Consider the following 23,498-nt stretch of genomic DNA (forward strand, 5'->3'; position numbering starts at 1 on the left):
TCTGTTACGAAGCGAGCACTCATGGGCACAATTGGCGTTCACCCCGAGATGTCAATGGCAATGGGGCTTGGCGGGGTTTTACTGGCCGGACTAGTTCATTTGTCGAGCATCAATCAGCCACACTTTCAGCCCGTGCTGCTCCAGTACCTCAAACGCCGGGTTCCAGAAACGCCCGTCGGCTCTAGGGCCACGGTGTCCACACCGAGAGCCACCAGCCAGAGTGCAAGTCCAACCAAGTCGTCAGTCATCGTGCCGACTTCGCGGATCTGCTCCTCGCCGCCGCGGCGGCCAGCGACCACGGCACCGCCACCCAGTGACTAAGTACGCCGACGTCAATCCCGGCGGCGTTGAGGAACACATCGTATTCTTCTCTACGTACTGGCATGCCAACTTCCACCATTGATGATGAAAGGCAGCGCCATGGGAAACGTCGAAATTCGACTCGATATCTCAAACGGGATTCGGCGCTCGGCGCTCACCAATCTCGCTGACGACTCCCAAACCATGCCAATCAACGGCTCGAAACTGCTGGCGCCAGCGATACGTCGATCATGTGGATGCTGCACTCCGTGTTTCACCAGATCTACGTTTCTTTGAGAACGCAGGCCATACGGCGCGGGGGTTGGGATGCTAAGCAGGACACAAATTTGCCATACCTTCATTTTGGTAAAAACACCCAAATTCACCCCCTAGAAAGAATATATCTATTGAACCAACCCGTCGGTAAAGTTTGGGGGAAATCACAGAAATTTCAAAGCGCCGACAAACTCGTTTGATGAGCCATTTTAACCAACCAATTGAAATATTTATTGCAAAGCCCCCCCATTCAACAAGCACACAAGTAATACAACAATAACAGCGAATGCACTTTTTAATAATAAAAATAACTAAAATACTAACAGGCCTAGCTGAATTATTGAGAGCAACCAATGTAGCTGAATTTCATTATCGTCTCGAATGAGAAGATGTTTTATCGCTTTATTGAAGCCCATCTGGATTACAGCTGGTCGCCGGCTACAAGCGAGATGTTTTGACATATCTGAATACTCTCGCTGGAAGTATTATGGACGAAATTTTTTTCAGCGTTTTTTAGTGGTCGCAAAAGAGCGATGGCCGGCAAAGTAGGAGCGGCTTACGCTTGGTTTACCGAGGTGCGAGGGTTATGCGCGCTGGGGCTCTGGTGTGATGAGGGAGCCAGATTCCGCTCCGTAAACGGGGCGGCACCGGCGCGATTCCTCGCGCTGTGTCGAGTGCGGGGTCCGGTCGCGGCCAAGAAGGGCTCAGTCGACAAACCGAAGTTGCGTGTGGAAGCGAGCAGGACGCGACCAGGCTCCCGGAAGTCCCCTCAGCGAATGAATTAGTGCTAAACCCCATGAGGCAGAAGAATGAAAGTTCTTGCAAGATTCATCATCATCATTGCTACGCTGCTGTTCGGCTGTTTCATCTTCCTCGCTGCAACCATTACGGGAGGGCAGGAGAGTGTAGATTGCACCGGAGTAAGGGCCATCAGCGAGCATTGCGACCTGACAACGAAATACCCGCGTATCAACCCGTGGCTAGAGCGGCTGGCCTTGCCATTGCCCGCCACGCTGGCAACGCTCTTCGGCGCCGCCATTGGTTTAGCCAAGGCACGGGCTAGACTTAAGTCGCGGTTTCCCTCAATGCTCAGGTGGGGAGGACCAATAGGTTCACCGGCTGGTTGACTTGCTGTGTTACAGACGCTAACGGGTTTCGTGTACTTCGCCGGTGTCATGATAGTTTTTTACTATTTGTATATTGATACCGGGAATTAACAGGGTGTGACCGACAGCCCCTTCACCCACACATTGATAAAGAGCCAGGGCAATACCTTCGTCGGCCTGTTACTCGGAGCATTCGCGGCTGGCCCTCGGAGTCGAACCGGCGCTCCGAGGCAAGGACGCATGAACACTCTTGATTTGGATATTCACCATGGACAAACCGCACACTCTCGGCCCCGCATCCGGGGACTTTCATCGATTTCTTGAGTCGGGCGAAACACCCGAGCGCGAGGCCGCTGCACCGCGTGTAGAAGCGCTCCAAGGCATCCGGGCGTCGCCGTTCAAGGATCCCTACCCGGTACAGAAGCCCGGGGGCAGTCCGAGCTCGGGGTATGCCGGAGAGCTACGGGGCTACTACCGGCGCTCAGACGGCAACGACCGATGGAAACCGAGTTGGAGCCGGTTCGGCCACCCGCGCAACGGCGCAACGCACCGTGGCGACGATATCTATGCACGGGTTGGCACCGCGGTTGTTGCGATCGCGGACGGTTACGCAATGCTCTACCCCGACCCAGCTCCCGGCGACGATCTGGGCATCAAGGTCGGTATCACGTTCACGGGGTCGGACAACAGGAAGTACGACGTACTGTATGGACACCTTAGCGCTGTAGTCGGAGTTAGCCGGCAAGTGAGGAAGGGGGATTTGATAGGGTATACAGGATGCACCGGCAATGCCGACGACAACGCCTGCACGGTGCCGAACCGTTGCAACGGTTATTCGAGCCACCTCCACATTGCTGTTCGGGAGTCGGTCTCTGGCGCCGCCTATCTTGATCCTTCCACGCTGTTCGGCTGGGCGTTGGACTATGAACACGATACGAGGGACGTTCCGTGCGGGCAGGCTTTTTCGCAACATCTCATACTCGAAGTATCACCGGCGCCCACCTCACAAACAGAGCCCCCCGAAGAAGCGGTGCTCGCCGCTGGTGCTAGCCAATCTAGGAAATTCCGGCTGCGCTCGTCGACAACGAAACTCAATTCGGGACGCAGCACCAGCCTCGCAATTTACGAAGATCTGGAGATCTCCTTGACGTTGATCAATTCCGCAATCTGGCCTGGGGTGGTCATCGAAATAAGTGGACGCGAACGCCATTTTTTCCATCCTACACCCTCGCGCGACAGCACCCACACGATCACGGCATCATTGCAGAACCTCGGACCCAATGGGGGTCCGGTCGGTGATGCGATCGATGTCAGGTTAACTCGCATCGAGAATGAAACTGCGAGCGACACTGGGCTGCGCACGTTGTATGTGCGGGAGTTCGCACGGGACCAGAAGCTCGACCTCGAGTTGCCGATTCAATTTATTGGAGTCGTCCTCGAACTGGCGTGACCAGCGGCACAACGGTCGGCTGTAGCCAGCCGCGCACCTCGACGCACTCGGTACAAACGGCTTCATAAGCCTCCGCGTCTTCCCGCTCGCATTTGTATCGCATTCTGTTGAGGGTGGTATGCACGCTGTAGTTTTCGCACTGCGATTTCTGCTTCCGCTAAACGCAGCCGCTCAGGCCGCTGGCTGCGAATGACTCAGATCAACCTAAGCCGGTCTACGTTTGCAAGCAGTTGGTTGATCGCGCCAGCGTAGGCGCGGAGCAGGTTCGGCACGCTTCAACCTAGCCTAAAGAAAGACACTATGAGTGCAAATTTGGTCATCGACTTCCGTACGTATCCGGCCGGTCACGTCATGAAAACTTCATTCGCGATTGCTAGTCAGCGCTTTGATGCCATTGGCGGTGCTGCTGGCCACTTGATGGTGCATGCCCGGGAAAATGACATAGGACTGGGTTTCGATTCGGCGGGGTTGAGAATCCAACTGTCGAAGTCATTCGACCAACTGGAACTAAAGGTTGGTAGTTTTGCAGAACCCGTCACTCTGAGTGCTCTGGATGCGATGGGCACGTTGCTGCATCAACAGCAGATTCAACCTCCCAATAAAATCGTCGCTGTCGCGTTAAATGTTCCTGGCGTTAGGACCCTAGAGTTGACCGGCGGAACGAATGAGGGAACACTCTTCGAGTTGGCTGCGTATTTCAGCGAACGTGACCTGTCGTTTCGGTCATCGTGACCGACCGTTTCGTCGATCGTGCCCACCGGGCTGGCGGCGAGTGTTGCGCAAGGGGGTGAAGTTTAGGGTCGGTGGAGCGGTGTCAGGTCATTATTTGGTTCTGTCGCAATAAGCAGTTGGACCGAAATCGGATCGGGCGCTCAGGCGGGCGTGAAGGCTGCTAAGACGGCGGTCAGAGGCGTATTCGTCGTCGGGGCGCGCAAGGAGCATGGCAACGGATACGTGGTAGTCCTCGTGCAAGGAACTCCGCTCGACCACGGCAAGTACCCGTTGGCCTATTGAGGCAAGTTCAACGATCCGGCGGATGCCGGATTTAACAAGCCCGTCGATCATGCTAGGAAACAATCTGCTCTCGACAGTGTGACCTACGCCAGCAGGGAGGTTTAGGTCGACACTGGAGAAGATCTGCCGTCATCCATGCGCGCGATTGCTAGCTGGACCAGGACAGTCGTCGGTTCAATTACGTGCCCCCTAACTTCGATATGCGCCATTGACAACGCAAGGTCACATTAAGTAAAGTGTTATTTGCACGAATACTGGATTGCTTAAGTGATCGACGTTCACCTTTCGCACGAGGTTGATCGGCCCCGCGTGCTGGGGACTTGTTCAGCGCCCACCGGAGTGAAGCCGAGTCGCCCGCCGTGCCGCCGTTGGGTAGATCAATTAATTTGCCAAAACTCCCGAAAGAGATAGCATTTATACGTACCCTGATTTGATTTAATAAAGGTTTAGCGAAATTTATTCAATTCGCATAGAAACCACTTCCAATGGGGCGCTGATGAAGTTATATTGAATAATTCAAAAAATATCACAGCAATAATAAAGCGCTGTCAATTTTTCTGTTTTTATTAATTTTCAATAATTAATGAGAATCCCCGCCTCCGTCCGCGGATATGGTCGGGAGCTGCTGCGGATACATTTCATAATGATCACAGGAGAAAAAATGAAAGCACGGAATGGATTTCTGCTCGTCGCTGTGTTAATGCTTGCATATTGGGCAGCCTTCAACGGATTTATTGGAATAAAGTATAAAACCGATATTCTCACAGTCGGATCCAACCTGATCGCCTCGCTTTTTGTCGTGGCCGTTTTCGTTGAACGTTCAACAGCCGTTCTCAATTCAATCTGGTTTGGTGCTGCGTTGCGCGAGGCGGAAACCCAAGAACGGCTTGCCAGGATTGCTTGGAGTCACGCCAACTTTGGCGCAGAATTTTTGGACAAGATGAAGCCGGCTGCACAAACGCTGGCCACAGTTGAAGCCAAACGCGACAAGGCGCAAGCTTGGGCAGCACTTTTCATTGCGCTTGGGGTCAGCGCCGCCGGGCTTCGTACACTCGAAGTCCTGCAAGACGTGGTGCCGGCGAGCCTGCCAGTATTTCAGCTTGTTTTTTATCACTTGATCGACATTGTGCTGACCGCTGGTTTGATCGCGGGTGGCAGTGCCGGTATTGCGGCAATCACTGACTTGTTGCGCAAGTATATCGACGCCACCAAGGCAAAACTGCCGGCGTAGATTACACGCGAAAAATTGTAGCGCTTACAGTCAGACGTTGGTGGTCAGTATCTTTGATATTTTCCCTATTTAAATTTCATTCCAACTTATTACGTTTCATTAGTTTCTCAACGTGAATTTTAAGGAATGCTTCCTTGCCGTTCCGCACATTCATGTATGAACGGCAAGGCATGCTGCAGCGATCGAACTCGTAATTGCCGTTGGCGCTTGCCGGGAAAATAGTCGCTTTTGATTCGCCACCGCTCAAGTGGCGTCCTAAACACATATCAAACAATCGCGGTTCGCGATTGCGAACTGGTTGACCCCGGAGAAGCTCATGCTCCATCAAAAGCGGTTTGCGCGGTTGTTTCCAGATGTATCAGCGCCTTTCAGGACGACCCTTGGCGCCATCGCCGCGGCGGCCTGTCTGGCAGGATGCGCCACGGACATTCCCGGGCCGATCCTGGCAGATGGGGCCGGGCCGATGTACAACATAAAGGGGGCTCCAGCACATCCGGTCGATCCCAAAGCCCCGAATCCCACCATACAACTGGCGGCAGGCGATGTGGTGTATTCCACGGCCGTCTACGGCGGGGTACTTTCGAGGCGAAACATCTACTTGCCCTTTAGTCTTACCGACCGCCTCCCCCTCCGATTTCTCGGTAGCGAAAACACGCTCACCGACGCTGAACGGCAGTTTCTGTTTGCGGTATTGGTGGCTTCCCGTAACGATGAACTGAACCCGATGCTGGGGAATACCGACTGCCGCGATAAATTAACGCAATCGCTGCAGAAAAACGAAAATTTGATTTGGAATACTTTCGTTGCCTCGCTTCACGCAAAAAGGTCCATCGTGACCAACGGCACGTCGGCACTGAATGTATATATTTCGCGCACGCCGTTGGAAAAGGAGTTGGCTGGCCTGTTACCACCCATTGCCATTAAATATCCAAAATGTGGGCCAACACCTATCTCCTTTCTCAGGGAAGGGGAAGAAGACGAACTACTCATCTCCGGCTTGCCTGGCTCGGCGCGCTCCATCGCATCATCTTTATTCCAATATAACGGGTTGAATGGAGAGAATCCGCCGGGCTCGCCATTTCTTTCCGGGGAGAAGTTTTCCCGCACTGACGTAACCCAGGTCGATTTTTCCGGCGTAGACGCAGTCAACCCGTTGGGCGTTGAACGGCGCTGGTCCCTCGCCGACTGGGAAGCATCCGGCATCTGCGACGATGGAATACGCGCAACCAACCTAGCCAAGTTGCGCCCCATCAAGATCAAACATATTCGCTTACGCACGAAGCCTGATTTCTTCGCGAGCGCCTGGTACCGCATCGATCCGGATGACGATGCCCAGTTTCAGGTGATGCTCGACACAAGCAACGATCGCATGGTGCGGCGCTTGGATGGGAAACGCACCTCATTGTGGAGCACCCTTGGCAGGTCGAGTCTAAAGAGTCTGACGATGGCAGACGTCACAGCGATCATTTGGGAACTCAATGGAGAACGAGTGTTGCTGGCAAACTGCAAAGGATGGTAACTTATGTTTATCTGGCTATTTGGCTGCCGTTTCGAGACCGATGGTTCGAAGCAGTATAGGGCGCTGGCAACCGATCCCCGTTTTAGCATTGCTGTGAGCCTGGTCATGAGGCGAGCCACGGTTTCCATTGCGGCGGCACCGTTCTTCGGCCCGGCGTCGGGAGCACCACTGGAAGGCGAATGGGAGTGCGATGTCCACGGTGGCGAAATCGTACTCCTGGGCCGCACCGCCACAAGACCTGCGGCGTGCATTTTTTCCAAGCCGCTCAGCCAGTCTGCCGAATCTGTCCGAATGCAACTTATGGTGGCGCCGGCACATGTCGCGCCCCACACCGGGATAGTTCTGACGGCGGCCGACGAGAACATGTGGCTCAGCCCGCTCGCCCCACTGAAGACTGCGACATCTTTTGTCGCCCGCAATCTGGTGGGGGCGGGACCGCGCATCGAACAGCGCTTTCAGACAGTCATGTATTGGGCCGCCGAAGCCGCCCCAGCGACTATGCACTGGCAGCCGCTGCTCGATGACCAACAATCCGGATTGCTAGTCATCGACACGCATTTCAAGGAACCCGGCCCGACGGGGCTTTGGGCACAAAACGAGCAGTTCCTGGGACTGCAGCGGGGATCATTCGACGGATCGACGGGCACACTCACGATCGATAGCGAAGTCGAGCGCGCCTCACGCACGTATGGGCTGAACCAGGATTTTCACAAGGGTTTGCTGGTCAACATCGACATCCTCGATCCCGATGCCGCGCCGTTCGAATCGAACCATTTGCTCGCCCATCAAATGCTGGCGAACGGAATGCTGCGGCAACGCATCGTCTACAACGTCGACGACCCAGGCCAGCCTGACACGGAATGCAACTGGGTTCCAAAAACCGTCCTCGGCGAGACGTGTTTGATCGCGTTCGGATTAACCGATGAATTCGGACTCCCGCTAGCGTTGGTGCGCGATTCATTTCCGCTGACCTCGCGTGCCGGCGTGACCTCCGCACGCATCGAAGATGAGTTGCACTTGTCGAACGCGTCGATCCAGATTTCCCACCCGCATGAACAGCAGCTGAAAGTCATCGTCCGCTCGATCCGTCCGGACAGCGTCGATATTGATTCCGCTTTGCCGGATCCGCGCTACCTGGACTGGCTTTTCGGAGCGCAGGGCTTGATCGAACTGACTACCAAGGCACCTACCGCGCTCGAAATTCACGGCTTTTCGAACGGCGCCTACCTGCGCTGGTCCGGCGCCGGAATGCTGGAAGCCAAGATCGATTGTGAGCCGTTTGAATATTCCTTCAGTGAAAATTTTCCGAGTTTTATCTTTTCTCGACTGGTCTTTCCGACAAAGACGGGCCTGACCTTGCATGTCCAATCTCACGAACGCGAATACTCCTTGCTGGAGAAGAGTGGCAACACCACTGGCAGGGTCTGCGAAATAAGTAGCGACGAGAACCAAGCCGAATTTAGCTTGCCGCTCTTTGACTACAACTATGCGTTCGTCAACTGCGCTAATGCCGGGTTGGCGGCGATGGTCAGCGCGAATTCGAAACCCTTTCTCATACGCGCCGCACGCTGGCTCGATAAGCTCAACCTCGCTTCGGCCCGTGCTTTTGCGCTGGACGAGCCCGTCGACCAAATCCACCAGTCCGGGTTCGTGCGGTCAGACAAGGAAAAAGCCCCCCCTCAACTGCTCGGCCTGTTTGGGTGGCCAGCCGGCGAAGCCCGCGTGGTTGAGCAGAGCGTGGCTTTGGCCTCCGTCGCGCCCAATCCGCTGACTATTGCGTCGCGCGGCAGTCCGATCATCGGTGCGGCAACCAGTCTGTTTATTCATGGCGGGACCAAACGCGAAGAACTTGCCCTCCTGGAACTCTCGCGCCAGATGGAAAAGGCCGCCAGCGTCAAATCACTGTTGCCTCTGCTCGCGCCGCAGCCCAAACTTGCGGATCTTTTCACGAAGTTCGCTGCCCTGTGGAATTGTGCCGATCTGCCGAACCTTCCCCAGCTGCCAGCGGAGCTACCCCTGATCGGCGACTGGAACAAAGTACGCGCAGCGCTGCTGCTGCTGCGTGAAAGGGTCGCGTTCGGCGGAACTAATCGCCGATTTCCGCCGCCATCGTCGAACGGCGTCGATCCATTACTACTTGCCGTCGCCGAACTGCGGCGAATCCTGCGCGGCGAGGCATCATGGATCGGGTATGACAAGGCGCAGCTTCGGATTCTCGAGCAAAAAATTACTGCCCACGTGGACGGCGCTCTCATCCTGGCTGGCGACCTTCCTGTCGCGGCCGCCAAGCTCAGGAATTTCTGGGAGCTGTTGCCCAAGACCGATTTGCTGTATGCCCTGCTCTGCTCGATCACCGTTCCAGGAACACGGGCAGTGTTCGGGCTGGCACTCGAAGCGTTGACTGACCAAAAATTCGTGGCACTGGCGATGGAATTGCCGGGATTCGACGATCCCGCGGTGACCGATCTGCGACAGATCGGCACCATGTTGACGTCGGTGGCGCAAGGCCTTCCGAGCGAGATCGAGACGCTCGAAAAGCTGTGGCGCGAGCAAAAGGATTTGGTGCCGCTGCTCAAGGATATCCTGCCGGCCACCGACGTTGCGCTGATCGTCAAGGAAATCGAGGCGCTACGCCTTTCTTACGGGACTAAGCTAGCAACCAGCGTTTATGCCCGGCTGCTGGCCGAGGCGAGCGCCGGGCGCCTGTCCAATGAGCTCTGGCACCTGTTTGCCGCCTGGACCAAGACCTACGCCGGATTCGAAAAATATGCGCTGTTCGGCGAACTCAAAAGCCTTTGGAACGCGAAGTATCCCGCTCAAGAGCTGAAGAAATGGGACGACTATGCGCTCGACGCGGCATGGGACTTCAAACGCATCGAACAGCTTTTTTCGCTCAAAGCAGGCTTGAACTTCCAGAAACTGGCGATCGAAATGTTCGCCAAGTTCCGCTTCGAACCGCCTGAATATTTGCTGTTCTCCGAGCGCTTGCCGCTGCAAACCAGGGCCAACGAACTAGTCGGCCAATTATGGAACCATGCGTTTCCTTTGGCGATGCCGGGCGCGAACTGGGACTTCATGTTCGACAACCAGGCCACCATCATCCTCAAGCTGTCGGGCAAGCGCAAACTGCGCGATCTGTTGCTGGAAGCGGCGAAAACGAACGCCAGCCCGGCCATTCCGGATCCGCTGGGCGTGGTGGTGGATGCAGAGACACCGGACGAAGCACTGCGCAACCTGCTCGCCAAAATCGATCCGCAAGTGCTTGATGATGCAAGCTGGCGCGGCATCGTCGTGATTCGCCCCACGCTGGACCTGGGTCGGCATCAGCAGCTGCGCGACCTACTCGGCCTGCGCCACTTCGAAATGGATTACGTTGCCATTGGCGGCATCGGGAAGGATGCGGTAAACACGCTCAACACCTATGCCTACGTCAAGCATAGCCGCACGCAAGAGAAAATTACTGACGTTCAGAAGACGGATCCCGGCACTGATATCGCCTTGGCACTGGTCAAATTCGAGGCCCAAATCCGCAACGCGACGCTGGTGCGCGGCGAAGTCGTACTCAATCTCTATCTGACCAACCTGTGGGGCAAGAGCGATCCGAGCGCAAATAAAAAAATCGTGGTCATCAAGGGCAAGATCCCGGAAGACGCGGGCGCGGGCGCGTTCGAATTTTCCGCCGAACTGCCCAAGCCGGTCAGCTTCGACATCAACGTCGCCTTCATAGAGAAATTCTTATTCAAGGGAATGAAGGTCGGCACGCACGACGGCAAGACATCGGTCGAAATCGATGGCGATATCGCCGTCAAGGATTGGGGCGAGTACATCAAGAAGGGGGACAAGCCGATCACACTGCAAGACTTCCGCATCCTGCTGCCCGCGAAAAACAAGGGCGATGTGACGCGCATGGGTGAAAATCGTTGGTTGCAATTCGATTTTCCTTCGATTCACATTCCCTTTCCCGGAGCGAAGGCAGTCTCGCTCATGGCCCATATCGATATCCGGCCGGAAGGCGTCGGCTTCGTGCGTGAAGCTGCGCGGGAAGATGGCTCGCCAAGCGACGTGTATAAGGGATTGATCGATTCCCACGTATGGCTATTCCAGCAGCCCCCCACGACGGGCTTGAAAAAGGGGACGGTTATCCCCTATGTGAATTTCTCGGTCAGCTTCGGCAAATTGCCACAATTTGGCGGCACCAGCCTCGACAGCCTCAAATTCAATATGCTGATCGGAATCCTGCAACCCGCGCTGCCGGCGTTGCCGACACAAATCCTCGGCATCAGCAGCCTCGACGCCACCAAGCTCAAGCTCGATATTTTCGGCGTACTCAAACTCCAGCTTGAACAACTGTACGTCGGTGCCGCAACCTATGGCAAACCGCTCGCGGCCAGGAACCCGGCGACCATCATCGCCGCGCGTGACGTGCGCCTGTCGATCTGCGGATGGGAGCCGTTCAAGAAACTCAATCTGCTGATGGCGCAATACGGCAATGGCAAGGACGCGAACAGCGCCTTCCTGATGACCGCCGACGCGACCGCCGGTGATGGCGGCGGCACCGTCAAGCTGAACTGGATCGTCCTGGGACGGAACATCGAACTGCCCCAAAAAGACAAGGACTATCTGTTCGAGGGCAAGAAATCCGGCGCGACCGATGAGCTGTTCAAAAACGTCATCAAGTTTCCGCCCGAGACCAAGCTCCTGGAGATCGCGCAGGGCAAGGCCAAGACGGCGCCCACCATCGCAGGCGGAACGGCCGATATTCTGGTCGACCTCGGAACCGACAATGCCTGGCTGTTCGCGCTGCGCGGCAGCATCGGGGCATTTGTCGAGGACCTGGTGCTGGTCTTCCACGACCAGCGCTACTATGGGATTCGGCTCAAAGGCAGCCTGATCGAAACGATCATCGGCAAAGACACGCTGGAGATGGCCTATATTCCGGGCGAGACGCGCGACCAAGACCGCTTCCGCACCACCTTCCGGATCCCAGCATTGAGCTTCATCGCCCAGCTCGAGGCCGGCGAATTCGGTATCGAATGGGGCCTCAACTGGAGCTTCCTGCTCGACTTCTTCTTTCCGTGGAAACGCAACGGCGCCTATCTGTGGGACCGCGCCGCGCGCATGCCGATGGGCACCTACGAAGCCAAGTTCGGTTTCTATTTCGAGCGCAGGGTCGCTGCCGCGCCGGAGGGTGCTAAATACATCACGCTGGCAGCAGGCGTCGGCTTTTATGTCGGCTACTACTGGGGCTTGGGCTCGCCCGGCTCGGGCGTCTGGGTGCGAGCGGGCATCGGCGTGTTTGCCATCCTGGAAGGGGCGGTGACCTTGTTGAGCCCCGCACTGAAACCGGGCGAATTGCCCGGCATGGAACTGCTGCGCACCTCGGTCAAGAGCCTGGAAGTGATCGGCGTGGTGGGCATTTACGCGTACGCGGAAGGTGGCATCCGGATCTGGATACTGTCGGCATCCATCGTCGCGTCGGTCCAGGCGGCGATCGCCGCGCACTTGCTGTACATCCCATCAGGCGGCTCGACCCTGTCCTACAGGGCCAGCCTCGCGGCCAACTACGCCGCATCCTGCAGGGTCGGGTCGGGATTTTTTTCGTGGACATTTTCGGTCAGCGGCGAATACGCGATCGAAGCGAACGGATGCTTGTGCCTGAGCTGAACCGAACCCGCTAGTCCGTCCACACCTACGAGGAGAGATTGAATGAACGATGCGTTCGCGGTGCAGAAAAAGACCTTGTATTTGCAAATCCTTCCATTCCATATGGGCGCCTATGTGGGCGATGCACCTTACGCGGGGCAGCCTTCATTTCCGGAAAGCTATAGCCACGACGCAGACCACTATTACCTGGTGATCCAGCCGATGCTGCGCCACCTCAAGGACCAGGGCGGGACGCATTTTTTGGCCGATGAGAGCGACTCTCCCGGTATCGTCGAGTACCTGACTGCCACCAGTTGGGATGAGCTCGCTGTCGCTGTTTTGCCCCCGGCGACCATCCAGAAAGACTTTACGACGCGCCGCAATGTTGCCATCGCGCGCAATAGACAGCTGGCCAAGATGGACCAACACTTCACGAGCAATGCGCCGATCGGCGCCCATCTGCTAAGCGATTCGAGCAAGCCAGTATCCGAACTTGCCGCGCTCGGCTTCCAGCATCTGCGCGACCTGATGGGCAGTCAAAAGAATGCCGGTGCCATCGCCCCGGTGCAGTCAGCGTACGATGCGTATGAAGCATTGGCCGACCCCGATTACATACCCGTGCCATTTCCGCCGAACACGAAAATCGCGCTCAATTTTCTCCTGGGGCCGGCAGGCGCCGGCGTCCACCAGGATGTGCATATCGACCTCGACCCGGTCAATCCCGTACCGGCTTTTATGAAGTTATCGACGGCGCAATGGACCACCTTTTGCCAGAATAATTTCATCCAGCAGGAGAAAGAAAACTGGGTAGATTTGGCCGAGGACGAGAAGACCCAGTTCCGCGACTGGGCCGAAGGGGTTTACGTGGCCATGGCCAGCGCCAAAGTAGCCGGACCGCTCGATCCGGATCCAGCGGTCGCGCAAGAGCTTCAGGTCGTCTGGGACAACTACTTCACCCACGCCCACGCGGTGCTGTCGGTACGTCCCACGAACGATGAATCTCCGCGCACGCGCTGGACAGCCTGGATTACCAAGACCAGCGTTCCTGGCGGCGCCCCCCTCATGGCCGACGCATCCCTGTTCGCCTTCTTGCGCAACCCGCGCAATTTCGTCAAGCCGCCGCTGGAAGTATCGCCTTATTGGGAACACACGGGTCGCCTGCAATTTCCTCGCTACTATATTGGTGGAAAAAAACTCAAGGAGTGGATGCTGGCCGCCGCCGATCAGCATTCCGCCGCGCTGGAGCCAGTATTGAGCAGCTACCATGCGCGTTTCTGGGATGGGTTTGCCCGCGAGGCCGCCAAGATCGCGGTGCTGGCAGGCCAATCGACGAGCGGGGCTTATGAAGAAGCGATGCGCAAGGAAGTCGACCTTGGCGCCAAAATTGCCGCCGCCATTGCCTTCGGCGAACGCTTGCGCATGCCGCGCCCGACGCCGTTCGACAACCACAACATCATCGTGCTCAAGCCATCGGCCGACGACATCGACGACCCAGACTGGATGGTCACGTGCAATCATTCGCTGCTGGGGCAAACCTTGCGCCTCGGTCCGCTGGCCGACGCCCATCCGGGACACTCCATCCAGTTCGAATCGCTCGACATCCAGCTTCCCGGCCACCCGACAGCGGTCAACGTGTTCCCGAAGGACAAGACGGAACTGGCCAAGCTCGATCGGCTCTTCAGCGGGCTGGTGAGCGAAGCCCGCGGCTACCGGGCCAACGGCAGCACCGTCAAGATGGCGCTCGGCCTCGACCCCTACCATCCCGGCCGCATTTTTTACGAGCGACAAATGTTCAGCGTCGCGCGCACCAGGGTCAAGCCGCCGGCGAGCGAGCTGCTCAAGGACACGGACGACCCCGTCCTGTTCGGCGTGCCGACCGCGCTGCTCGACGCAGTCGAACCGACCGTCGCGTTCAACGTGACCCCCGCCAGCGACCAGATTCGCCAGATGAAGCCGCGCAGGCAGCTGTTTGCGCAGGACAACCTGTCAAATGATCGCGCGAAGGCGCCATGGAACGCTGTGCAATGGCTTGCGCGCGCGCCGGTGATGTTGCGCCGAGCATCGCTGGGCGCCTATTCGGGCGACGATATCTTCGAGTTCGCGCTGGCGGCGAACATGCCTGCGCCCGAGCGTGAACTGTATTCGATGCTGTTCACACAGCTCAAGGCCGACGGCGGTGCCCGCGCCAAGGCCGACCTGTGGAAGGAAAGCAGCGTCGGGACCGACATGGCATTCGACGCGCTCGGCTCGCTGCAAGGATGCGTGGTACTGTCGCTGACGACCAAGCTGATCGACGGCATCAGCTATAGCGTCGGCTGCCTGGTCCAGTTGGACAGCACCGCCGCGACCAAGGCGGGCAAATGGCTGCAGGGCGTGGGGACGGCCGCCAGCGGCACAGCAGAGATACCGATCGACCTGGTCGCCGATGCCCTCATGATGCAGGGGCATTTCAATTTGCTGGCGATTACGAACGCGCTGGCGGCGGATCTGGACAAGAGCCAGATGATTCCGCGCGCACTCTTCAATTTCAAGCCGGCCATCGGCGTCGACGGCATCATGGAACGTTTTTCGCTGGAGATATCCGGCCCCAGCCAACCGGTGCCGGCATTGGCGCCGGACAATGACCATTTTCTCAAGGACATGCTGCAAAGCTTCGCAAAGGCCCGCTTTTTCCTGTGCCCTGGCGCGGAAACGGCCATGGCTACGCGGCGCGATTTCTGGCTGTCCTATCCTGCCGCAGTGCTGCCGCTCAAGCCGGAAACGGGCCTGCGCGACGACCCGGCGAAAAATCGCCCGGCCAAACTCGCCTCAGGGCGCGCCTATTGGGTGATCCAGCACTTCACGGCCCCGCCGAAAACAGCGCCCCAGCACGGCATCGGCAATCTCGCCACCCATCCTGAAGAACGGCGCTACTTGGCGCGCCTAATAGGGCCGCAAGCGAACTGGCACTTGGGGGCCACGCTGGAAAATCCGTTCGGCATCCGGCTCGGCGCGGCGTACCAGGATCAGCTCAGGCTCGGCTACGCCGCGCCGGTGCAGAACCTGGCCAGCACCGAAATCGGCATCCAGGATGGCGCCGGAAAAACAATGCCGCTGCCCTTCCTGCACTTCCTCGTCACCGACGCCGATGCCACGCACAAAAGGATTGTGCTGACACTGGACAAGCAGGCGATCGCCGCCAGCTTGCAAGCCGGGCCGGCATCGCTGACGTCTGGATCGGTGCTCGACAAGGGCCCGAAGATGCTGCGCTCGCTGTATGAAACCCTGTGCGACCTGCGCGACGCATCGATAGACGTCAGCGAAGGCCGCACCGGAGTCAAACTGATCCTCGAAGCGTGGCGCTACGATGGCAACGCCGTCGCCGCCGACGCGCCGGTGTCGCAGCTGCCGGCCGACCATCAGGAGTTTCCTGCAATTGTCGCCGGCTTACGCAAGATCGCGCTGGGCGCCGGCGCCGCGCATTACCTCGATGCGGCCGCTCTGGCGCCATGGCTGAAGGCGTTGACGCCGACCTACGCCGGTTTCATCGCTGCGCTGCAAGGCATGGCCAATGATCCGGCGCCGAATGCGCTCGACATCAAGCTGCTGCTGGCGACCGGATCGCCCGCGCATGCCGAGCAGGCGCTGGTGTATCGCGTCGGCCTGGAGATCAATCGGAACGCCGCGGCAATCGTCCCTTGCCCGAAAGAGCCTGCTGGCTTCGTCGTGGTGCCGCCCGACAAGCCCGATCAGATCATGTTCCGCCAGCAAAGCCTGGTCGGCCCGGCCGCCGCGACGGCACCGCGCGCCGGTGCGCTATCGGCCGAGGCATGCCGCGCTTTGCTGCTGGAGAATGACGAGGACACCCAGAGCGATGCACTCGCCGAGTACCAGCGCCTGGCCGAGGTGGCGGACAGCCCATGGCGCCAGGCCCACGATTGGATTTCGCCTTCGGGGCCGCGCTCGGCCAGCGAAATCAAGCCGGCCCAGGTCTTGGGCGAGCTCGCGGCCAAAGTCCAGTTCCTGGCAGCGCCGTTCGCGACGATCCCGCGCCAACAGGCAAACCTGTACTACGTCCTGTATGGCTTCGTTCCCTTGCCGGCATTGTCGGCGGGCGACTTGAGCCTGGATGCAGCGACGACTTTTCAATTCGGAAATTTCGTGGCCGAGATTCTCGGCAGTGTCATGCGCGGCGAAACCAGCGTCCTGGCGGGGCTGATCAATATCGAACTTGGCTCGGTCAAGCCGGCCGAAGCGGCCAATACACTGAAGCAACAGGCAAGCGCCACCGCCAACCTGTTTGCGATCCAGGTTGCGCAGCACTGGCTCGATCCCGTTCATCATCCGAAAAATTCGACCGCAACCATGGTCAAGCGTTTCATCGGCGCCTATGGCGGGCAGTATCGCGACTGCATGGCGTCCTTGCTGCGCACCGACCCCACGCTATATGCTAAATCGAAAGGCATTGCGATCGGTGCTTTCGAAACCGGCAAGTTTCCTGACCAACTGGCCTACCTGCAGATTAGCAAGCGCGTGTTGCGCTTGAGCGGGGTGGCGGCCAACAAGGATGCCAGCTTGGACCTGGTCAATACCGAGCGGTTCCCGGTCATGCAGATCCAGTCCTGCCCGGCCGCGCCGGGAGAGACCGTCGCTGATTTGCCGAAGCTGCACCGATACTTTGTCGATGTGCTCGAGGACGCAACATATGGCGACTTCTTCGACATCGCCATGCCCCGGAAGGACCGCCCATTTGGCGACGCGATAGCACGTTCGGCAGCGGATTTCCTTACCCAAAGTAATTTGTTCGATAACCTGTCTGCGCAGAAGCCCGGCGAGCGCGCGATCGAACTGACGGTGGTGCACGAAGAGACGGCGTGGCGCATCCAGAACCAGCCCGTCTACATCCTTCCGGCCCGCAAACCGCCGGCAACGCCGAAGCCGGTGCTGCCTGTCACGCCCGGGCGCATCACCACCGCATGGCAGCAGCTGTACGGCACCAGTAAACCAGGCGGCGCGGACAAATCGCTGGCCGAGGCGTTCGAGAAGATCTTTTTTGGACTGGCCGATCCGCTGCATCGCCACTTCCCGAGCATGCTCGAACTGGCGGACGGAGCTTCCACCGACCTGACGCAATACAAGCGCCTGACGCCAGACAAATTTCCGCTCAAGAACACGCAAGCGCCGGACGCCATGCCCAAGGGATGGCACCATGTCGACACCAGCTACGCGCACTTCTATTTTCTGGTCGAGAGTTCGGAGTCGAATGCCATCGACCTTGACCAGTTCACGATGACGCTGAAACGGCGCCCCTTGCGCGGCGCTTCGTCGACGGGATTGGCCAAGCTGGTGGCCGACGACGAGCGCGACGGCTTGCGCGCCTTGCTTGCATGGCATACCTACCACGTTGCCAAGCAGCGCAATGCAGGAGCGGCGCCGCAAGTCGCCCCTCCCGCGCTGCACCATGACAAGCTCGATCCGGCGCTGCGCACCGCCATCGGCCTGCTGTGGCCATCCCCCGCGCCGGCCCTGGCGGTGGCCTCCGAACCGGTCGAATCGTTCGAGATCACGCTGCGGCGCACGGAGGCCGGCTGGGCGTTCAGTGAAACGTTCCAGCAGGATGGCACATGGACCAGTGAACTGGGCGGTGTGGTCGGCATCGACGTGCTGGCCTCGCAAACGGCGCAGCGCACCTTCCTACTGCACCTGGTGGTCCTGCACCAGCCTTGGTCTTCGCTCGATGCGACCTTGTCGATCCAGCGCAACCTGCTCGATCTTGACGGAAAGAATGGCGCCGACATCAACGAGCGCTTCGTCATGGCCAGCGACAAGTCGGAACTGGTGTGGGTCGATCCCTCGACGACGTGGATCGATTTCCACAAGCAACCGACCCTGAACAAGGCCCTGCGCACCATGATCGGCAGCGTCGGTGTTTCCGAATGGCTCGCCGCTGGCGCCAGTCACCCCGACACCCCGTTCTCGATCGAAGACGCATTCAAGAACGCGTTCCATAACCTCACGCTCGATCATCTGAATCCCAACTTCCCCAAGATGCCGGTTTGGAACGTGAAACTGATGAAAGACAACGCGTTCATGGTCGAAGGCCGGGTCGATTATGTCGATCGCGAACTGGCGCCGCGGGTCGGTAGCACCGAGCTCGGCGCCACACCCATGGCCGTGGTTGCCGAGCGGGAAGACGCCAAGATACGCACCTTCCTCACCAGTGGCGGCTTGCTGCTCGAACGGCGCGTGCAGGCATCCGATGCGCACAAGCTCATGTTCCTCAACCCGGCCCTGGTCAAGACGCCATGGCCCAACGTCAGCGTGACCTGGACCTTCGGCGCGGGAGAGCAACATGCGCGCCAGACCTTGATGAACGTGACGATCCCGGTGCGCTGGCTGCCTGAAAATGCTCAGATGCATCATGCCGAATCGAACCGCCTGAGACAGGAGAGAGCCGGCCAAAGTGGGAGCAAAACTAGACCCTGAAGCGCTCTCGCTATTCAATACCTGCCGGTACTGCAGACGGTTAATGGCCCGTCAGTAATATTCGTATGAAAACCGGCCACTTCAATCAAATCCTTTATTGGCAGGACCGTGTAAGTCGGCATCCCCTCAGGTTTCAGATCGGTTGGATCGCCGCCGAACCCCTTGAGCTTTGTAGTGACATAGGGGCTCACGAAGGCTAAGTCGGCGGGACAAATGTAGCGTCTAGGCGCGGCACCTTCATCGAGTAAGTCCGCTCTAGGATGCACTTCTCCACTACATTTTTGGTGGACAAATGCACCCTATCCCCGATGAAGTCAGCCGTGGCCGTCGAATCCACAGCAACGAGTTCTAGGCGCAGATCGTCGCGGCTTGCAGCGCGCCAGTGTGCCGACCGCTGAGGTCGCCATGCCCCAGGGCATCAATCCCAAGCCAGCTCGACGCTGGGTCCACGCGGCCAGGCGACGCGATGGCGGCGTGCCAGCCAAGGCTGCCGCAAAACCTAAGCCCAAGCTCTTGGACTTAGTCGACGAAAGTAAATGTGGAACATCTTGTAGCCCACAGCTCATAGGTGAGAGCCTGTCCTGAGTTTCATTTTATTTTTTTCAGATGGAGAGAGAACCAAACCGTGGGACGGCAGCTTATGCAACGATCGTTTCCTCTCTCGCTTTTGTTTGCTTACCGCTCCATGCGGGCTTCGATGAATAGGCGCAAGGCAATTCCAGTCGGAAGGCAGGGCGACAAGCCTATCAAATCCGAAATTACCCTCCCACGGTTTGGTTCACTCTCCGTCACGACCAGCGCCGGCGCGCTGCCGCGCGACCAGGTCTCCAGCCGGTCGAGCAGTGGTTTGCGGTCGCAGCGGGCCAGCAGCGCGCCGCGGTCCGGGTCGACAGCAGCGCGGTCCTCGTCGGCGCCGCCCGCCGGCCGCGTCAGGTTGAAGCGGCGGTAGATCTGGCCGACGACGGCAGACCCGGCCAGGTCCTGCCGCGGCGGGCTCAGCGCATACTTCGCTACCAGCCGGCCGTGCTCGTCGAAGGGCCCGGCAGCCTGCAGGTCGCGGACGATGGTTTTGATCGTCTGCGTCGCCACCTCGCCGAGCACGCGTCCTCCGGGCGCGCCGTGCGGCACAGCGTCGTAGATGCAGGTGCCGACCAGCACTACAAAGACACGCTTGTCGCGCTCGGCCATCGCCTCCAGGGCCTCCGCCGACACGGTCTCGATGCAGTAGCGCGAGCTGAGGAAGTTGGTACTCAGCAGCATGACGAACAGCTCGGTCTGTCCGATGGCCTTGCCCATCGCGACGGGCCAGCACACGCTTGCGGCTATTCTCTTGGCTGGTTTTCAATGTACTCATGGGAAATGACGACTGCCACCTCAGAAACCTGTCTTTCCTGGTGTCGCCTGACGGTATTTAGCTGGCGCCTTTCTATGATTTGCTCAGTACGGCCTATTGCCACACCAGGGCGTTCGCCAATGAGAGGGCGGAAAATACGATTTAGCCGGCAGTCAACATGATGATTCCGCTGCCGAACACGTGGCGTTTTGGCGAGGTCACGCGTGCCTCAATCCTGGAAGCCGGGGCGGCTTTGGGCCTGCCTCACCGAGTGAGCTCAAAAGCATGATGCCGGGCCTAATGAAAGCATTGCCAACATTGGCGGCCGAGATTGAGGCCGAGAACCAGGGCTTTGCGGAGGCTGTTCGCCCCTATCTTGGAGGTGAGTTGCGGCTGATTCAGACCCTACTGCATGTCGTGGTTAGAGATGCTGGGGCGGATGGCGCCGAAGTCATAAGCGGTTAAGCGCCTCACACAACGCCGAAGGCAAGGTCAGATTACTCGGCAGCAGCCCTTCGGCCGCAAAGATTTCCCGCTCGGGGTCAAGACGGCGTAGAGCCTCGAGCAACTCTGACTCAAATCTGGCCTGAGTCATCGGGGCGCCGAGCAAGACAGCCGACGCTGACGCATCCGGCAAGTTTTGACTGCACACCAGCTCAGCAATATCCAAAACTTGATGCCCATTGGCAGTTTGCTCGGCAAGTACACGAGCTATGTCCGCAGCCGGCACAAGCAGCCGTCGCCAGCGCAAGCTGCGTGGCAGCAGTTCAAGCCCGGCATCGACCCAGCGCCGATAGCTGGGCCACCCACCGGGCAGCACGTCGACCAACCAACCATCGCGTCGCAAACGCTCGGCCCAGACTTGGCTGTCCAGACCGCCTCGGTCGCAATAGATGAGCAAGGTATCGGCACTTGCCAAACGCGCGAGCAGTGCCGACAACTCGTTCGGCAGGTCTTGAGCCCTGCTTGACTCCGACTTGGTGGCGGCCAAAGCTGCCGGCAAATTGACCGCGCCCGGGATGTGATCGGCCTCGAATTCAGCCGCACTGCGCGCATCGATCACCGAACCGTAGGTCGCAAAGTCCTGCACCTCCAATTGATGCGGGTGCACGATTGCCTCGAAGGCAAAAGCGGTTTCAGTCATAGCGGTTTGGACCTTCTCGACTTGCTAGAAATTGCCTCGAATCCAGCATCAAGGCTTGGCGTTTGAGGCACTAGATTTACTTCATGACGCCGCAAGAGGCGCCAAGCAAGCGCATCAGCGCTGCCGAGTCACCGCGAGGCCATGTCATGCTTCATCATCGTTATGCATTCACTTTAGAGCCATCGCTACGCCTTGCCAAGCGCAACGGCGCGGACCGTGAAGCCCCGAGATTCCTGCCCAGCGTCTTGCTGGCAATGACGCTGGCAACAGGCGCAGCTACGATGCCGCAGCCCGCTTTTGCCGTCGATGGCTGTACCGTCCTGCTGTGCCTCGCCGCGCCCAGCTGGCGCGCGATTCCGCAATGCGTGCCGCCGATCCGGCAGCTGTTCAAGGATCTGGCCCGTGGGCGTATGTTTCCCAGCTGCGGCATGTCGGGCCCCGGCAATGGCTCAAGCCATGGATGGGCACAAGCCCCGTCGTTTTGCCCGCTGCAGTACACGCGTGAATTCGATGGCCCGCGAGGCCCCATCTATCGCTGCGACTTCGACGGCGCGGTCGAGGTCAAGGTCGAAGGCCAATCTTGGGCGCGCACCTGGTGGAGCATGGGCGGCGACACCGTCACCGAATTCATGCCGGCCGCCAAAGCCAAGCTGGGCAGTTGGGACAGCAAGTTCGAAGACGACTACACGGCCTGGCTCGCCGCCCTTCCACCTCCGCCCTGCCCCGACTGCTGAGGCCCGCCATGGACGAGATCAATTTTTCGGAAATGGCCGCCCTCTGTGCGCCGCTGGTACATCCGAGCACGGTCCGCGCCTTGGTGGAAGTTGAGAGCGGCTTCAATCCGCATGCGATCGGCGTGGTCGGCGGCGTGCTGGAGCGCCAACCCAAGAACTTGAGCGAAGCGCGCGTCACGGCGGCAGCCTTGCAAGAACAGGGCTGGAACTTCAGCGTTGGGCTGGCGCAAATCAACTTACGCAACTTTGAACGCTTGGGGCTCACCGTCGCCTCGGCATTCGATGCCTGCGCCAATCTGAAGGCCATGCAAACGGTGCTGAGCGAGTGCTTTGAGCGAGCCGGTCGCGGGGCGAGCCAAACACCGACGCAGCAAGTCTTGCGCCAAGCGCTGTCTTGCTACTACAGCGGCAATTTCGTCACCGGCTTCAGACAAGGTTATGTCCAGCGGGTGGTGACGGCGGCAAGTCGCCGCCCACCAGCGCTGGCTCAGCCGCCGTGAAATCCCGGAACACCTGTGAGGAACCCGTCATCTTTCATTGAGGAGTAGCCATCATGCAATCCATCGTCTCAACCCGCGCCGCTTCCAAGTTCGCCCCGCTGCTTTTCGCCTTGCTGGCGATGTCTGAAGCCGCATGGCCCCAAGGCTTCGACAAAATCAACACCACGGTCACCAATGTCAACACCATCCTGGTCACGATCTCGATCGCCGTGGTGACGATTGCCATCATGTGGGCCGGCTTCAAGATGATTTTTCAGGGGGCGCGGCTGGCGGATGTGGCCAATGTGCTGATCGGCGGCACCTTGGTCGGTGGGGCCGCCGCCTTCGCCGCCTTCATCGTCGCTTGAACGAGTGCCGTCATGCAAGCCGAAGCGATCTACAAGGGCGCCACCCGGCCGGCGATGAAGCTGGGCATCCCGCTGGTGCCTTTGGTTATCTTGTTCGGCAGCGGCATGCTGATCATTTTGTGGGGCGGCCTGCTGCTGAGTTGGTGGATCGCACTCATCGTGGTGACGGCCCTGGGCCCCCTGCTTGGCTGGATGCGTTTCGTGACACGGCGGGACGATCAACGCTTCAGGCAGATGTTCATTGCCACCAAGCTTGGCTTCAAGAACCACAACCACCGCTTCTGGCAATGCCGCAGCTATTCGCCCTACCTCTACCGGGGGACTTCCGATGTTTGGCATCAATAACCCAACAGGCCAGCGGCATGCCGACGAATCAAGCTGGCCTTGGTCAAGAACCACCGCGAGACCCCAGCATTGGGCTCGTGCGCAAGCCGAG

The 23,498-nt window shown here is 58.7% G+C and carries 13 protein-coding genes and 2 pseudogenes; 12 read left to right on the forward strand and 3 right to left on the reverse strand.

The annotated features are described in order from the left end of the window. Window positions 1-96: 96 nt before the first annotated feature. Window positions 97-385: pseudogene (locus LNV09_RS07455) on the reverse strand (IS110 family transposase); the annotation flags it as partial. Between the two features lie 1,000 nt (window positions 386-1,385). Between LNV09_RS07455 and LNV09_RS07460 the strand changes: the two are divergent. The 7 genes from LNV09_RS07460 (at window position 1,386) to LNV09_RS07490 (ending at window position 19,004) form a co-directional block, all read left to right on the forward strand. Further along, window positions 1,386-1,703, forward strand: a complete 318-nt coding sequence (locus LNV09_RS07460) for a hypothetical protein (RefSeq protein WP_263556464.1) — start codon at window positions 1,386-1,388, stop codon at window positions 1,701-1,703. 247 nt (window positions 1,704-1,950) lie between these two features. Continuing rightward, window positions 1,951-3,132 (forward strand): M23 family metallopeptidase, encoded by a 1,182-nt coding sequence (locus LNV09_RS07465; protein WP_263556465.1) that lies wholly within the window; start codon window positions 1,951-1,953, stop codon window positions 3,130-3,132. Window positions 3,133-3,432: 300 nt separating this feature from the next. Next, window positions 3,433-3,864 (forward strand): hypothetical protein, encoded by a 432-nt coding sequence (locus LNV09_RS07470; RefSeq protein WP_263556466.1) that lies wholly within the window; start codon window positions 3,433-3,435, stop codon window positions 3,862-3,864. A 943-nt stretch (window positions 3,865-4,807) separates the two neighbouring features. Continuing rightward, on the forward strand, window positions 4,808-5,377 hold the full coding sequence (locus tag LNV09_RS07475) for a hypothetical protein (protein WP_263556467.1): 570 nt from the start codon (window positions 4,808-4,810) through the stop codon (window positions 5,375-5,377). A gap of 316 nt (window positions 5,378-5,693) precedes the next feature. Continuing rightward, window positions 5,694-6,896: a hypothetical protein gene (locus LNV09_RS07480; protein WP_263556468.1), complete on the forward strand. Its 1,203-nt coding sequence runs from the start codon at window positions 5,694-5,696 to the stop codon at window positions 6,894-6,896. Between the two features lie 3 nt (window positions 6,897-6,899). Further along, window positions 6,900-12,560, forward strand: coding sequence for a hypothetical protein (locus tag LNV09_RS07485; protein WP_263556469.1), 5,661 nt, complete (start codon window positions 6,900-6,902; stop codon window positions 12,558-12,560). Between the two features lie 42 nt (window positions 12,561-12,602). After that, window positions 12,603-19,004, forward strand: coding sequence for a hypothetical protein (locus LNV09_RS07490; protein WP_263556470.1), 6,402 nt, complete (start codon window positions 12,603-12,605; stop codon window positions 19,002-19,004). A 675-nt stretch (window positions 19,005-19,679) separates the two neighbouring features. Here LNV09_RS07490 and LNV09_RS07495 read toward each other — a convergent pair. Next, on the reverse strand, window positions 19,680-20,300 hold the full coding sequence (locus LNV09_RS07495; RefSeq protein WP_263556471.1) for a toll/interleukin-1 receptor domain-containing protein: 621 nt from the start codon (window positions 20,298-20,300) through the stop codon (window positions 19,680-19,682). A 14-nt stretch (window positions 20,301-20,314) separates the two neighbouring features. On the opposite strand from LNV09_RS07495, the pseudogene LNV09_RS24800 reads away from it, so the two are divergent. After that, window positions 20,315-20,419, forward strand: a pseudogene (locus LNV09_RS24800) (HipA domain-containing protein); the annotation flags it as partial. A 369-nt stretch (window positions 20,420-20,788) separates the two neighbouring features. On the opposite strand, the gene LNV09_RS07500 reads toward LNV09_RS24800, so the two are convergent. After that, complete coding sequence (locus LNV09_RS07500; RefSeq protein ID WP_263556472.1) at window positions 20,789-21,481, reverse strand: rhodanese-like domain-containing protein; 693 nt, start codon at window positions 21,479-21,481, stop codon at window positions 20,789-20,791. Between the two features lie 146 nt (window positions 21,482-21,627). Here LNV09_RS07500 and LNV09_RS07505 point away from each other — a divergent pair, with 146 nt between their 5' ends. Genes LNV09_RS07505 through LNV09_RS07520 form a run of 4 tightly spaced genes read left to right on the forward strand, consistent with a single transcriptional unit; the run spans window position 21,628 to window position 23,407 of the window. After that, a complete protein-coding gene (locus LNV09_RS07505; RefSeq protein ID WP_263556473.1) occupies window positions 21,628-22,215 on the forward strand; it encodes a hypothetical protein in 588 nt (195 codons plus the stop codon). Window positions 22,216-22,223: 8 nt separating this feature from the next. Further along, the gene (locus tag LNV09_RS07510) at window positions 22,224-22,715 is read left to right on the forward strand and encodes a lytic transglycosylase domain-containing protein (RefSeq protein WP_263556474.1); all 492 of its coding nucleotides are present in this window, start codon (window positions 22,224-22,226) and stop codon (window positions 22,713-22,715) included. A gap of 53 nt (window positions 22,716-22,768) precedes the next feature. Then, a complete protein-coding gene (locus LNV09_RS07515; protein ID WP_263556475.1) occupies window positions 22,769-23,062 on the forward strand; it encodes a TrbC/VirB2 family protein in 294 nt (97 codons plus the stop codon). 12 nt (window positions 23,063-23,074) lie between these two features. Beyond that, window positions 23,075-23,407: a VirB3 family type IV secretion system protein gene (locus LNV09_RS07520; RefSeq protein ID WP_263556476.1), complete on the forward strand. Its 333-nt coding sequence runs from the start codon at window positions 23,075-23,077 to the stop codon at window positions 23,405-23,407. Window positions 23,408-23,498 lie beyond the last annotated feature (91 nt).

The sequence above is a fragment of the Paucibacter sp. B2R-40 genome (assembly GCF_025717555.1).
Taxonomy (GTDB): Bacteria; Pseudomonadota; Gammaproteobacteria; order Burkholderiales; family Burkholderiaceae_C; genus Paucibacter_A.